11 protein-coding genes, 1 pseudogene and 2 riboswitches are annotated in these 12,860 nt (G+C 68.0%); of the genes and pseudogenes, 4 read left to right on the top strand and 8 right to left on the bottom strand.

All coding sequences use genetic code 11. The features are described 5' to 3' along the window. Positions 1-179: 179 nt before the first annotated feature. A complete protein-coding gene (locus tag JJB11_RS20855) occupies positions 180-839 on the top strand; it encodes a DsbA family oxidoreductase (RefSeq protein WP_201176021.1) in 660 nt (219 codons plus the stop codon). A 13-nt stretch (positions 840-852) separates the two neighbouring features. Here the strand turns inward: JJB11_RS20855 and JJB11_RS20850 are convergent, their stop codons facing one another. From JJB11_RS20850 to JJB11_RS20840, 3 genes are all read right to left on the bottom strand, one after another. Beyond that, positions 853-1,245: a response regulator transcription factor gene (locus JJB11_RS20850; RefSeq protein ID WP_201964994.1), complete on the bottom strand. Its 393-nt coding sequence runs from the start codon at positions 1,243-1,245 to the stop codon at positions 853-855. Positions 1,246-1,318: 73 nt separating this feature from the next. Then, positions 1,319-1,735 (bottom strand): Hsp20/alpha crystallin family protein, encoded by a 417-nt coding sequence (locus JJB11_RS20845; RefSeq protein WP_201964993.1) that lies wholly within the window; start codon positions 1,733-1,735, stop codon positions 1,319-1,321. Between the two features lie 13 nt (positions 1,736-1,748). Next, positions 1,749-2,192 carry an Hsp20 family protein gene (locus JJB11_RS20840; RefSeq protein WP_201964992.1) on the bottom strand — a complete coding sequence of 148 codons (444 nt, stop codon included), beginning with the start codon at positions 2,190-2,192 and terminating at the stop codon, positions 1,749-1,751. Between the two features lie 276 nt (positions 2,193-2,468). Here JJB11_RS20840 and JJB11_RS20835 point away from each other — a divergent pair, with 276 nt between their 5' ends. The 3 genes and pseudogenes from JJB11_RS20835 (at position 2,469) to JJB11_RS26170 (ending at position 5,547) form a co-directional block, all read left to right on the top strand. Continuing rightward, a complete protein-coding gene (locus JJB11_RS20835; RefSeq protein ID WP_201176017.1) occupies positions 2,469-3,473 on the top strand; it encodes a TRAP transporter substrate-binding protein in 1,005 nt (334 codons plus the stop codon). Then, positions 3,439-4,035 (top strand): annotated as a pseudogene (locus tag JJB11_RS26455) (TRAP transporter small permease); the annotation flags it as partial. The gene JJB11_RS20835 and the pseudogene JJB11_RS26455, both read left to right, overlap by 35 nt. 195 nt (positions 4,036-4,230) lie before the next feature. Continuing rightward, positions 4,231-5,547 carry a TRAP transporter large permease gene (locus JJB11_RS26170; protein WP_377371962.1) on the top strand — a complete coding sequence of 439 codons (1,317 nt, stop codon included), beginning with the start codon at positions 4,231-4,233 and terminating at the stop codon, positions 5,545-5,547. A 159-nt stretch (positions 5,548-5,706) separates the two neighbouring features. Here the strand turns inward: JJB11_RS26170 and gcvP are convergent, their stop codons facing one another. The 5 genes from gcvP to JJB11_RS20805 form a co-directional block, all read right to left on the bottom strand. Next, a complete protein-coding gene (gene gcvP / locus JJB11_RS20825) occupies positions 5,707-8,598 on the bottom strand; it encodes an aminomethyl-transferring glycine dehydrogenase (RefSeq protein WP_201176013.1) in 2,892 nt (963 codons plus the stop codon). A gap of 167 nt (positions 8,599-8,765) precedes the next feature. Further along, a complete protein-coding gene (gcvH, locus tag JJB11_RS20820) occupies positions 8,766-9,143 on the bottom strand; it encodes a glycine cleavage system protein GcvH (protein WP_201176011.1) in 378 nt (125 codons plus the stop codon). Positions 9,144-9,165: 22 nt separating this feature from the next. Next, entirely contained in the window at positions 9,166-10,296 is a 1,131-nt protein-coding gene (gcvT, locus tag JJB11_RS20815; protein ID WP_201176174.1) for a glycine cleavage system aminomethyltransferase GcvT, read from the bottom strand. Between the two features lie 40 nt (positions 10,297-10,336). Beyond that, positions 10,337-10,441: riboswitch (glycine riboswitch) on the bottom strand. An 11-nt stretch (positions 10,442-10,452) separates the two neighbouring features. Further along, positions 10,453-10,532: riboswitch (glycine riboswitch) on the bottom strand. Positions 10,533-10,540: 8 nt separating this feature from the next. Then, on the bottom strand, positions 10,541-11,512 hold the full coding sequence (locus JJB11_RS20810; protein WP_201176010.1) for a Bug family tripartite tricarboxylate transporter substrate binding protein: 972 nt from the start codon (positions 11,510-11,512) through the stop codon (positions 10,541-10,543). 13 nt (positions 11,513-11,525) lie between these two features. After that, a complete protein-coding gene (locus tag JJB11_RS20805) occupies positions 11,526-12,824 on the bottom strand; it encodes an MFS transporter (RefSeq protein WP_201176008.1) in 1,299 nt (432 codons plus the stop codon). Between the last annotated feature and the right edge of the window lie 36 nt (positions 12,825-12,860).

Here is a 12,860-nt window from a genome sequence, read left to right as displayed (position 1 = left end):
CGCGGCAGAACCAGCCAGAGGTACGCAGAGGACGCAAAGGCTACGCAGAGGACGCAGAAGGACCTCCAATTCAAGGATGTCTTCTCTGCGTTCTCTGCGTTCTCTGCGAAACCTCTGCGTCCTCTGCGTTCAATCGCCAGTGTTCCACGGCGGCTTCAAAGAATGAGCACAATGGCACCATGACCCAGCCCCTCCACATCGACTTCGTTTCCGACGTCGCGTGCCCCTGGTGCGCCGTCGGACTGGCCTCGCTCGAGCAGGCGTTGCGCAAGCTGGACGGCGAGGTGGCCGTCGACCTGCACTTCCAGCCGTTCGAGCTCAATCCGCAGATGGGCCCCGAAGGCCAGGACGTGACCGAGCACATCGCGCAGAAGTACGGCGCGACGCCCGAGCAGCAGGCCAAGAACCGCGAGAACATCGCGCAGCGCGGCGCTGCCGTCGGCTTCCAGTTCCGCAAGGAAGGCCGCGGACGCGTGTGGAACACCTTCGATGCGCACCGGCTGCTGTACTGGGCCGGCGAGCAGGGTGCGCAGCAGCAGCGCGACCTGAAGATGGCGCTGCTGAAGGCGTATCACGGCGAGGCGCGCAACGTGGCCGACCCGGCGGTGCTGGCCGAGGTGGCCGCATCGGTGGGCCTGGACCGCCAGGAGGCCGCAGACGTGCTGGCCAGCGGCCGCTACGCCGACGAGGTGCGCGCCCAGGAGGAGCACTTCCAGGGCCTGGGCATCCACGCCGTGCCCTCGGTGATCATCAACAACCGCCACCTGATCCAGGGCGGCCAGCCGCCGGAGATGTTCGAGCAGGCCTTGCGCCAGCTGGCGGAGCAGGCCACCGCCTGAGCGCGCGCGGCGCTCAGTGGCCGCCGGCGGCTCGCGCGAGCTTGCTGCAGTAGTCCAGCATCGCGTCGGTCTCCATCGCCTTGTCGAACACGCCGTCGGCGCCCAGGCTCTCGCACTGGCGGCGCACGGCCGGCTCCGCCGTGGCGGTGAGCACGACCACCTTGCGGGTGGGTCCGCGCTGGTCCAGCGCCTTCAGCACGCCATAGCCGCTGCCGCCGCCCGGCTCCAGCACGAGATCCACAATCGCGATGTCCCAGGCGTTCGCCGGCTCGCGCAGCCAGGCGAGCGCGTCGCGCTCGTTGGCCGCCCAGCCCACGGTCGTGACGCCGCTGATCTCGGAGAGCGCGTCGATCAGGCCCGCACGGATCCCGGGCTGGTCTTCGACGACGAATGCCTTGAACGACAACGAGCCTCCTCGCGCGGCCGCGGCTGCCGCTGCGGCCATTGTGCCCACAACGCATGCGGGCTGCGAGGAGCGCTCAACCCGCCTGCACCTGGATGCGGCGCGGCCGGGCCTCCTCGGCTTTCGGGATCGTCAGGCGCAGCACGCCGTCGCGCAGCTGGGCCTCGATGCGCGCGGCGTCCAGCTCGCGGCTCAGCGTGAACTGGCGCCGGAAGGCCGGGCACTGCAGCTCGCCGTACACCAGCTCCATCTGCTCCGGGCCGGCGGTGTCCGCCACCGCTTCCAGCACCAGGTTGTCCCCATCGACGCGGACTTGCAACTGGTCCCGGCGCACGCCGGGCAGGTCGGCCAGCAGGGTGATCGCGGCCTCGGTCTCGAACACGTCCACGGGCGGCACGACATAGCGTTGCTGCTGCTGTTGTTGCCCTTGCGCCCCGCTGTCGGGCCGGGCGGTGGCGGACGTCGAAGTGGTCTGCATCGCGTTCTGGTCCATGGCACGGTCTCCTTCAGTTCACTTCGATGCGGCGGGGCAGCGACGACTCGCGCCGGGCCACGCTGATGCGCAGCACTCCGTCGCGATAGCTCGCATTCACGCGGCCGGCGTCGGCGTCCTCGGGCAGGCTGACGACGCGGCGGAACGGCCCGCTGAAGCGCTCGTTGGCATAGACGCTGGTGCGTTCACCGGCCGGCGGCAGCTGCGACTTGCGCTCGCCGGCGATGACCAGCAGGCCGCGGTCGACGGTGATCTCCAGCTTGTCGCTGTCCAGGCCGGGGGCGAGGGCCTGCACCTCGATGGCGGTGGGCGTCGCGCCGACGTTGAGGACCGGGAAGCCGGCACCTGCGGCCGCCCGGATGCTGGAGGTCGCGGTGGGGAACACCTGGTCCAGCAGGGACTGCATGCGGTTGAGCTCCGCGAACAGGTCCGCGGAGGATCGGAACATGGGACTCATGTGCTTTCTCCTGTGAGGCCTATCGGCGATCCCGAGGTAGGGCCGGGCGGCCGCGCTTTCAAGGGGGGCGCGGCTGGCAGCTGGAAGTCGCGCCGGCGCCGCGCGGGCTCCTAGGGGGAACCCGCATTTGTGCGCATGTATCGGCCGCCCGCAAGCTGGCCCTCGCGTTAACCCGCACCGTGCGGCAGCGCGCACTCGTGAGAATGCGCATACCCGCCGCGCGTCGGCCCGGCCGGGCGTTCCCGTGTCTTGCCAGTCCACAACAAGGAGATCACGATGAAACGTCGCACCGCCCTGACCGCCCTGGGCACCGCCGCCATCGCGGGCACCCGCTTCAGCTTCGCACAGCAACCCGTCGTCATCAAGTTCAGCCACGTGGTGGCCAACGACACGCCCAAGGGCAAGGGGGCGCTGAAGTTCAAGGAGCTCGCCGAGAAGTACACCGGCGGCAAGGTGAAGGTGGAGGTGTATCCCAACTCCACGCTCTACAAGGACAAGGAGGAGCTCGATGCCCTGAACAGCGGCTCGGTGCAGATGCTCGCGCCGTCCACCGCGAAGTTCCGGCCGATCGGCGTGCCGGAATTCGAGGCGCTCGACCTGCCCTTCATCTTCAACGGCGAGGAGGGCTACAACAAGGTCGCGAAGGGCCCGATCGGCAAGGACCTGCTCAAGCGCCTGGAGGCCAAGGGCATCACCGGCCTGGCCTACTGGGACAACGGCTTCCACATGGTGTCGGCCAACAAGCCGCTGCTGCTGCCCGCCGACTTCCAGGGCCTGAAGATCCGCATCTCCGGCTCCAAGATCGCCGACCTGTACTTCCGCCGCTTCGGCGCCATCCCGCAGATCATGGCCTTCTCGGAGGTGTACCAGGCGCTGCAGACGGGCGTGGTGGACGGCTGCGAGAACACGCCCTCCAACTACTGGACGCAGAAGTTCTACGAAGTGCAGAAGCACATCACCAACTCGCAGCACGCGCACCTGCAGTACGCGCTGATCACCAACAGCAAGTTCTGGAACGGCCTCCCGGCCGACATCCGCGGCCAGCTGGACAAGGCCGTGGACGAATCCACCGACTACACCAACTCCATCGCCAAGTCGGAGAACGTCGATGCGCTGGAGAAGATCAAGGCGAGCGGCAAGACCACGCTGCATGTGCTGACGCCGCAGCAGCGCCAGGCCTGGATCGAGGCCTTGAAGCCCGTGTACAAGGAGGCCGAAACGCGCGTGGGCAACAAGAAGGTGGTGGATGATCTCCTCAAATCCGCCGGCATCGCTGCCTGAGGCGGCCGTCCGCGGCCGCGTGGGCCGCTTCTTCTCCAGTGCCCTGGACCACCTCGAGGAGTGGCTGATCGCCAGCCTCATCGCGGTGGCGACCGCCATCGTGTTCGTGGCGGTCGTGCACCGCTACGGCACGGGGCTGTCGATCGACTTCGCGAAGTGGCTGGAGGCGCACGGCGCCGCAGCGGCGGCGCCGCCGTTCCGCGCCATCTTCGGCTGGCTCTCGGCCCGGGACCTGTCCTGGGCGCAGGAGCTGTGCATCTACCTGTTCATCTGGATGGCGAAGTTCGGCGCCGCCTATGGCGTGCGCACCGGCATCCACGTGGGCGTCGACGTGCTCGTGATGCGGATGGAGCCGGCGAAGGCGAAGAAGGTGATCCTCTTCGGCCTGCTCGCCGGGGCCTTCTTCACCGCCACCATCGTCAACTTCGGCCTCCACTTCGTCGCGGGCGTGTGGAATTCCGGCAGCCGCTCCAACGACCTGGAAGCGCCGATGTGGTTCGTGTACCTCGCGATCCCGCTCGGCTCGGGGCTCATGTGCTTCCGCTTCCTGCAGGTGGCCTGGCACTTCTGGCGCACCGGCGGACTGCCCCGGCACGACAGCGCGCATGTCGAAGGCGTGGACGAGTCGCAGGCGCAGGCCGAGGCCGTGCCGCCGCCGGTGCAGGCGGACGCGCCGGCGCGCGGAGCGCCGGGCAAGGGCCGGATCTCGTCGTGGGCGCTGATCGCGCTGCCGTTCGCGCTGCTCGCCTTCGGGCTCATGGGCAAGTACGGCATCGTGCACCTCGGGGGCGGCTTGCGCTCCTTCATCGTGTTCGCGCTGCTGATCTCGCTGATGCTCACCGGCATGCCGATCTCGATCGCGCTGGGCCTGACCGTCCTCAGCTTCATGTTCATGCTGTCGGACGTGTCGCTCGACTCGGTGGCGATGAAGCTGTTCACCGGGATCGAGAACTTCGAGATCATGGCGATCCCGTTCTTCATCCTGGCGGGCAACTTCCTCACGCACGGCGGCGTCGCGCGGCGGATGATCAACTTCGCCACGTCGATGGTGGGCCACTGGCACGGCGGCCTCGGCTTGTCGGCCGTGCTCGCGTGCGCGCTGTTCGCAGCAGTGTCCGGCTCGTCCCCGGCCACCGTGGTCGCGATCGGCTCGGTGCTGATGCCCGCCATGGTCGCGCAGGGCTATCCGCCGCGCTTCGGGGCCGGCGTGGTGACGACCTCGGGCGCCCTGGGCATCCTGATCCCGCCGTCCATTGCCATGGTGCTGTTCTCGGTGTCCACGAACACCTCGGTGGGCAAGCTGTTCATCGCGGGCATCGTGCCCGGCGTGGTGCTCGCCACGATGCTGGGCATCACCACCTGGTACCGCGCCTGGCGTTTCGGCTATCCGCGCATGGAACGCTCGTCGTGGTCCGCGCGCGTGCGGGCGGGGCGCGAGTCGATGTGGGGACTGCTGCTGATCGTGATCGTGATCGGCGGCATCTACACCGGCATCTTCACGCCGACCGAAGCGGCGGCCGTGAGCGCGGTGTACGCGTTCCTGATCGCCGTGTTCGTCTACAAGGACCTGCGGCTCGCCGATGTCCCGCGGGTGCTGCTCACCTCCGCGAACATGAGCGCGATGCTGCTGTACATCATCACCAACGCGGTGCTGTTCTCGTTCCTCATGACGAGCGAGCAGATCCCGCAGGCGATGGCCGCCTGGATGGTGGACCGCGGCCTCGGCGCGGTGGGCTTCCTGCTGGTCGTCAACGTCATGCTGCTGCTGGCCGGCAACGTCATGGAGCCGTCGTCGATCATCCTGATCATGGCGCCCATCCTGTTCCCCGTGGCGGTCCAGCTGGGCATCGACCCGATCCACTTCGGCATCCTGATGACGGTGAACATGGAAGTCGGCATGTGCCACCCGCCGGTGGGCCTGAACCTCTACGTCGCCTCGGGCATCGCGAAGATGGGGATCACCGAGCTCACCGTCGCCGTCTGGCCGTGGCTGCTGACAATGCTGGTGTTCCTCGGGCTGATCACCTACGTGCCCGAGATCTCGCTGTTCCTGCCGCGGCTTCTCGGAATGTGACGCAGTGCCCTCGGCTGGCTGCCCGGGTAGGCTGGCGGTGAACCGCAGGCGAACCCCAGCTTGCTCCGCGTCGCTGGAACGCTGGGGTTCGCTTCGCTCACCACCAGCCTACAGGCGCCGGGAATCTGAGGCATGCGGCCCGCGTGCCGGCCCGCCGCCTCACTCGTAAGCGGACATCGGCACGCAGCTGCAGAACAGGTTGCGGTCGCCGTACACGTTGTCGACGCGGCCCACGGGCGGCCAGTACTTGGCGTGTCGGCGTTCGTCCAGCACCGCCGCGCCGGTCTCGCGCGAATAACCGTGCTTCCACTCGCCGTGCATCAGAGCGGAAGCCGTGTGCGGTGCGTGCTTCAGCGGGTTGTCATCCTGCGGCCATTCGCCGCGTTCCACGCGCCGGATCTCCTCGCGGATCGCGATCATCGCCGCGATGAAGCGGTCGATCTCGTCCAGCGTCTCGCTCTCGGTCGGCTCCACCATCAGCGTGCCGGGCACCGGGAAGGACAGCGTCGGCGCGTGGAAGCCGTAGTCGATCAGCCGCTTTGCGACGTCTTCCGCGGTCACGCCGCTGGTTTCCTTCAGCGGCCGCAGGTCCAGGATGCATTCGTGCGCCACGTGGCCGTTGGCGCTGGCGTAGAGGGTGGGGTAGTGATCGCGCAGCCGGGCGCTGATGTAGTTGGCGGAGAGGATCGCGACCTCGGTCGCCTGCGTGAGTCCCTCTGCGCCCATCATGCGGATGTACATCCAGCTGATGGGAAGCACGGCCGCATTGCCCAGGGGCGCGGCGGACACCGCACCGACCGGATGCTGCGGCAGTCCGGCGGCCATGTGCCCGGGCAGGAAGGGCACGAGGTCCTCCACCACGCAGACCGGCCCGACGCCCGGGCCGCCGCCGCCATGCGGGATGCAGAAGGTCTTGTGCAGGTTCAGGTGGCTCACGTCGCCGCCGAACTCGCCCGGCGCCGCGACGCCCACGAGCGCGTTCATGTTGGCGCCGTCCACGTACACGCGGCCGCCGTGACTGTGCACCAGCGCGCACAGCTCCTTCACCTGCATCTCGAACACGCCGTGCGTGCTGGGGTAGGTGATCATCACGCAGGCGAGCTTCTCGCTGTGCTGCTCGCACTTGGCTTGCAGGTCGGCCAGGTCGACGTTCCCGTTCTCGTCGCACGCCGTGACCACCACCTGCATGCCGGCCATGTGGGCGCTGGCGGGGTTGGTGCCGTGCGCCGAAGAGGGGATCAGGCAGACGTCGCGATGCGCCTGCCCGCGGCTCGCGTGCCAGGCGCGGATGGCCAGCAGCCCCGCGTATTCGCCTTGCGAGCCGGCGTTCGGCTGCAGGCTGATGCCGGCGTAGCCCGTCGCCTCGCACAGCCACGCGCGCAGCTGCGCGTCGAGCTCCGCATAGCCTTGCAGCTGGTCGCGCGGCGCGAACGGGTGCACGTGCGCGAACTCGGGCCAGGTGATGGGGATCATCTCGCTGGTGGCGTTGAGCTTCATCGTGCAGCTGCCCAGGGGGATCATGCTGCGGTCCAGCGCGAGGTCCTTGTCCGAGAGCGCGCGGATGTAGCGCAGCATGCCGGTCTCGCTGTGGTGCGTGTTGAACACCGGGTGCGCGAGGAAGGCGCTGGTGCGGCGCAGCTCCTGCGGGATGGCGGGGGCTATGCCTTTCTCGAAGGGGGCGATCTCCGGCAGCGCCTGGCCCGGCTGCGCAAAGATGGACCACAGCAGCTGGAGGTCCGCGCGCGTGGTGGTCTCGTCCAGGGAGATGCAGATGTACTCGCCCCAGTGCTTGCGCAGGTTGGCACGCAGGGCGTGGCCCTTGGCGACGAGTGCGTCGGTCGCTTCACCCGTGTGCAGCGAAATCGTGTCGAAGAAGGCGCTGGCGCGCGGCTTCCATCCGAGCTGCTCGAGGCCCCGGGCGAGGATGGCCGTGTAGCTGGCGACGCGCTGCGCGATGCGCTTGAGCCCTTGCGGCCCGTGGTAGACGGCGTACATGCTCGCGACCACCGCCGGCAGCACCTGCGCCGTGCAGATGTTGGAGGTCGCCTTCTCGCGGCGGATGTGCTGCTCTCGCGTCTGCAATGCCAGCCGGTAGGCCGGGTTGCCGTGCACGTCCACGCTCACGCCGACCAGGCGGCCCGGCATCGAGCGCTTGTACTCGTCGCGGCAGGCGAGGTAGGCCGCGTGCGGGCCGCCTGCGCCCATGGGCATGCCGAAGCGCTGGGTGGTGCCGACCACGATGTCGGCGCCGAACTCGCCCGGCGGCACCAGCAGGGTGAGCGCGAGCAGGTCGGCCGCGACGATGAAGGCCGCCTGCTTCGCATGCGCCTTCTCGACGTCGGCGCGCAGGTCGGCTATGCGTCCGCTGGTGGAGGGATATTGCGCGAGCACGGCGAAGTAGTCGCCGGCGAGCTTCTGCTCCCATTCCTCGTGTGAGTTGGCGAGCACCACCTCGATGTCCAGCGGCGCCGCGCGCGTCTGCACGACCTCGATCACCTGCGGATGGCAGTCGCCCGCGACCACGATCACGTTGCTCTTGCTCTTCACGCTGCGTTTGGCGAGCGTCATGGCCTCCGCCGCCGCGGTCGCCTCGTCCAGCATCGACGCGTTCGCGATGGGCATGGCCGTGAGGTCGCACACCATGGTCTGGAAGTTCACCAGCGCTTCCATGCGGCCCTGGCTGATCTCCGCCTGGTAAGGCGTGTAGGCCGTGTACCAGGCCGGGTTCTCCAGCACGTTGCGCAGGATCACGCCGGGGGTGAAGGTGCCGTAGTAGCCCTGGCCGATGAAGCTGCGGAAGACCTGGTTGCGGTGCGCGATCGCGCGCAGCTCCGCCAGCGCGGCCGCCTCGGTGGTTGCGGGCGGCAGGCGCATGCCGTGCGTGCGGGCGATGGAGCGGGGCACGATGCCCTCGACCAGCGCGCGCCGCGAAGCCTCGCCGATGACGGAGAGCATGTGGCGCTCGTCGTCCGCGGAAATGCCGATGTGGCGGGGAATGAACTCGGAGGTGTCTTCCAGCTCGCCGAGCGGCCGGGCGGATTGCATCAGCATGTCAGTCCTGGGAGGGATGCGGGAACGGGAACGGACAGCCGGACGCAGAGGGCGCAAAGGATACGCAGAGGACGCAGAAGAGACAGAAAAGAAGTTTTCAGGAAATTCTTTTGCGTCTTCTGCGAAACCTCTGCGTCCTCTGCGTCCGGATGTTGGACTGGCAAGATTCAGGCGTTCGCCTTGACGAACTTCTGGTAGTCGGGTTCGTCCATCAGCACGTCGAATTCGGCCATGTCCTTGATCAGGATCTTGAAGAACCAGCCGGCGCCCATCGGGTCCTTGTTGGCGAGCGAAGGGTCGCCGCGCAAGTCCTCGTTCACCTCGGTGACCTCGCCGGCGATCGGCATGAACACGTCCGCCGCCGCCTTCACGGATTCGACGACACCGGCCACCTCGCCCTTGGCGTAGGTCTTGCCGACTTCGGGCAGGTCCACGAAGACCACGTCGCCCAGCGCATCCTGCGCGTGCAGCGTGATGCCGACGACGGCGGCCTCGTGGTCTTCGAGCTGGATCCACTCGTGCTCGGGCGTGTACTTGACGGTCATCGGTCTTCTCCTGTCGGCGGCCTCAGCCGCGGTAGTAACGGTTGGGAACGAAAGGCATGGCTGCCACTTCCATGGGGACGGGCTTGCCGCGCACGAGGGCCTGCACGCGCGTGCCCACCGCGGCGAGCGCGGGCGGCACGTAGCCCATCGCGATCGGCCGGTCGAGCGTGGGCGCCAGCAGGCCGCTGGTGACCTCACCGATGCGCTGGCCTGCGGTGTCCTGCAGTTCCACGTGTTCGCGCACCGGCACGCGCTCCTGCGCGACGAGGCCCACGCGCTTGCGTGCCACGGGCACCGTGCCATCGAGCTGGCCCAGCACCCGGGCCGCACCGGGAAAGCCGCCGGCGCGCGCGCCGCCCGTGCGCCGCACCTTCTGGATGGCCCAGGTGAGCGCGGCTTCGACGGGCGTGGTCGTCGTGTCGATGTCGTTGCCGTACAGGCACAGTCCCGCTTCCAGGCGCAGCGAATTGCGTGCGCCCAGGCCGACCGGTTTCACCTCGGGCTGCGAGAGCAGGGTGCGTGCGAGCGCTTCGGCTTGCGCGGCGGGCACGGAGATTTCGAAGCCGTCCTCGCCGGTGTAGCCACTGCGCGTGATGAAGAGGTCGGCGCCGTTCCAGACCAAGCCGGCGCCGGTCATGAAGACGAGCTTGTCGACGCCAGGCACGACGCGTTGCAATGCATCGACGGCCTTCGGCCCCTGCAGGGCCAGCAGGCCGCGGTCGAACATGGTGACGATCTCGCAGCGCTTGCCGATGCGCTCCTGCAGGTGGGCGAGATCGACGTGCTTGCAGGCGCCGTTGACCACCACGAACAGGTGGTCGCCGCGGTTGGCGAACATCAGGTCGTCGATGATGGTGCCCTCGTCGGTGAGCAGCAGGCCGTAGCGCTGCTTGCCGGGCGCGAGGTCCACGACATCGACCGGCATGAGTGTCTCGAAGGCCCGCGCAGCCTCGGGCCCCGAGAGGCGCAACTGGCCCATGTGCGAAACATCGAACAGGCCGGCGCTCTCGCGGGTCTGGCGGTGTTCGGCCATCAGGCCGGCGGGGTATTGCACCGGCATGGCATAGCCGGCGAAGGGAACCATGCGCGCACCGAGCTCCAGGTGCAGGGCATGCAAGGGGGTCTTGTGCAGCTCTTGATCAGTCACGGACAGGTGTGCTCCACAGGCGAAGAACCATCGTACACACGATGGGCGGGCCCGTGCTGTCCGCTTTACCTGAGAGATTCACCCCGGCTGGGGGCTTGCTCCTTCGGTGGACCGCAACTCGGCGCTGCGGCCTCTCTCCAGCATGGAGGCACCCCGCGAACGGGGTGCTTGTCAGTCCTGGGTGCCTGAGCGTTCGACGCCTTCGGCGGTTCCGCGCGGGAACTCTCTCCTGACCGCGCGGATTGTAGCCTCACTCCTTGGGCGCCCCCGAATCGCGCACGATGGCTTCGTAGCGCCTCAGTTCGCTCGCGTTGAACTTCGCGAACTCCTCCGGCGTGCTGCCCCAGACCTCCGCGCCCATGTCCACCAGGCGCTGGTGGATCTCGGGCGACTTCAGGATCCTGTTCACCTCGGCGTTCAGGCGCAATACCACCTCGCGCGGCGCGTGTGCCGGCAGCATCAGCCCGTACCAGGCGGAGGCGACCATCGGCACGCCCGCTTCCCTGAAGGTCGGCACGTTGGGCAGGGCGGGCAGGCGCTTCTCGGAAGCGACGGCAATCGGCTTGAGCAGCCCGCCGCGGATGCTGCCCAGCGACCCGGTGTCGATCATCATGTCGATGTTGCCGGCGATCAGGTCCTGCGCCGCCGGGCCGCTGCCCTTGTACGGAACGTGGCGGATCTCGATGCCGGCCACCTTCTTGAACTCCGCGCCGGCCAGGTGCTGCGAGCCGCCGATGCCGGCGGAGCCGTAGGTGTACTTGTCCGGGTTCTTCTTCGCCGCGGCCACGATGTCGCCGAGCGAATTCCACGGCGACTTCGCGGGCACGACCATCACGTTCGGAATGGCGCACAGGGTGGTGACCGGCGTGAAGTCGGCGAGCGGGTCGAAGCCGAGCTTCTTGTACAGGTAGGGCGCCGCGGCGTTGGTGGAACTGGTCGCGAGCAGCAGGCTGTAGCCGTCCGGCTTGTCCTTCACGAACATCTGCGTGCCGATCACGCCGCCGGCGCCGCCCTTGTTGTCCACGACCACCGTCACGCCGAGCGCCTGCCCGAGCGGCTGCGCGATCAGGCGCGCGATCTGGTCGGTCGCGCCGCCGGGCGCCCAGGGCACCATGATGCGGATGGTCTGGTCCGGCCAGGCGGCGAACGAGCTGGAGGCCGCGAGCGCGAGCAGCGAGCCGAGAAAGGCGCGGCGCGCGCGCCTGGAAGTGAGGAACGTCATGGTGTACCGATGCTCAGGCCGTGGCCATGTCCGCCGCGTGCTCCGCGCGCTTGTCGTGGCCGACCGCGAGCACCAGGACCAGTCCCATCACCGCCAGCAGCGCGAGGAACAGCACGGCGTAGAAGTCATTGCCTGTCTTGTCCTTCAGGGCGCCGAAGATCGTCGGGCCGATGTAGCCGCCCAGGTTGCCGATGGAGTTGATCCAGGCAATGCCGGCTGCCGCGGCCGTGCCGCTCAGGATGGCGGTGGGCAGGGTCCAGAACACGGGCAGGGCGGTGAAGATGCCGAAGGCAGCGAGCGTGACGAAGGCCATCTTAGGCACGGGCGCCGCGGTCATGGCGGCGCCGATCAGGCCGGCGGCGATGCAGGCCATCGACAGCAGCATGAAGGTCTTGCGCTCCTTCTTCGCATCCGAGAGGCGCGTCCAGAAGATCATCGCGATGGCGCCGATCAGGTAGGGGAAGGCGTTGATGAAGCCGATCTCCACGTTGCCGAGGCCGCCGAAGCCGCGGATGATCTGCGGCAGGAAGAAGCCCAGGCCGTACAGGGGCACCGTCACGCCCATGTACACGAAGCCCAGCGCGATCACGCGCCAGTTGGTCAGGGACTGCTTCCACGAGATCCGATGGAAGCTCTCGCGGTTGCGGCGCTCGGCGTCCAGCGTGGACTGCAGCCAGTTGCGCTCTTCGTCCGTGAGCCACTTCGCGTCCTTCGGACCGTCAGGCAGGTACAGCAGGACGAACAGGGTGAGGATCACCGCGGGCACGGCCTCGAGGATGAACAGCCACTGCCAGCCGTGCATGCCGCCCATGCCTTCCATGTTCAGGATGAAGCCGGAGATGGGAGAGCCGATGACCGTGGAGATCGGGATCGCGAACATGAACCAGCCGACGATGCGCGCGCGGTAGGCGGCGGGGAACCACAGCGTGATGTAGAAGATCACGCCGGGGAAGAAGCCCGCTTCCGCAATCCCGAGCAGGAAGCGCACGGTGTTGAAGCTGGTGCTGCCGCCGACCCACGCCTGCGCGGCGGAGATGATCCCCCACGAGAACATGATGCGCGCGATCCACTTGCGCGCGCCGAAACGTTCCAGCGCCAGGTTGCTGGGCACCTCGAACAGGAAGTAGGCGAGGAAGAAGATGCCCGCGGCGCTGCCGAAGACGGTGCTGGTGAAGTGCAGGTCCTTCGACATCGCGGCGCCCGCGAAACCGAGGTTGACCCGGTCGAGGTAGGCGATGAAGTAGCTGACCATCAGCAGCGGCAGCAGCCGCCAGCTGATCTTCGAAATGGTTCTTTGTGCGAGCGTTTGCATGCGGACTCCTATGTCCGGGGCAGGCTACCCGCGCAC

Source organism: Ramlibacter ginsenosidimutans (assembly GCF_016654015.1).
Classification (GTDB): Bacteria; Pseudomonadota; Gammaproteobacteria; order Burkholderiales; family Burkholderiaceae_C; genus Ramlibacter; species Ramlibacter ginsenosidimutans.
This window is presented reverse-complemented; position numbering and strand designations above follow the sequence as displayed.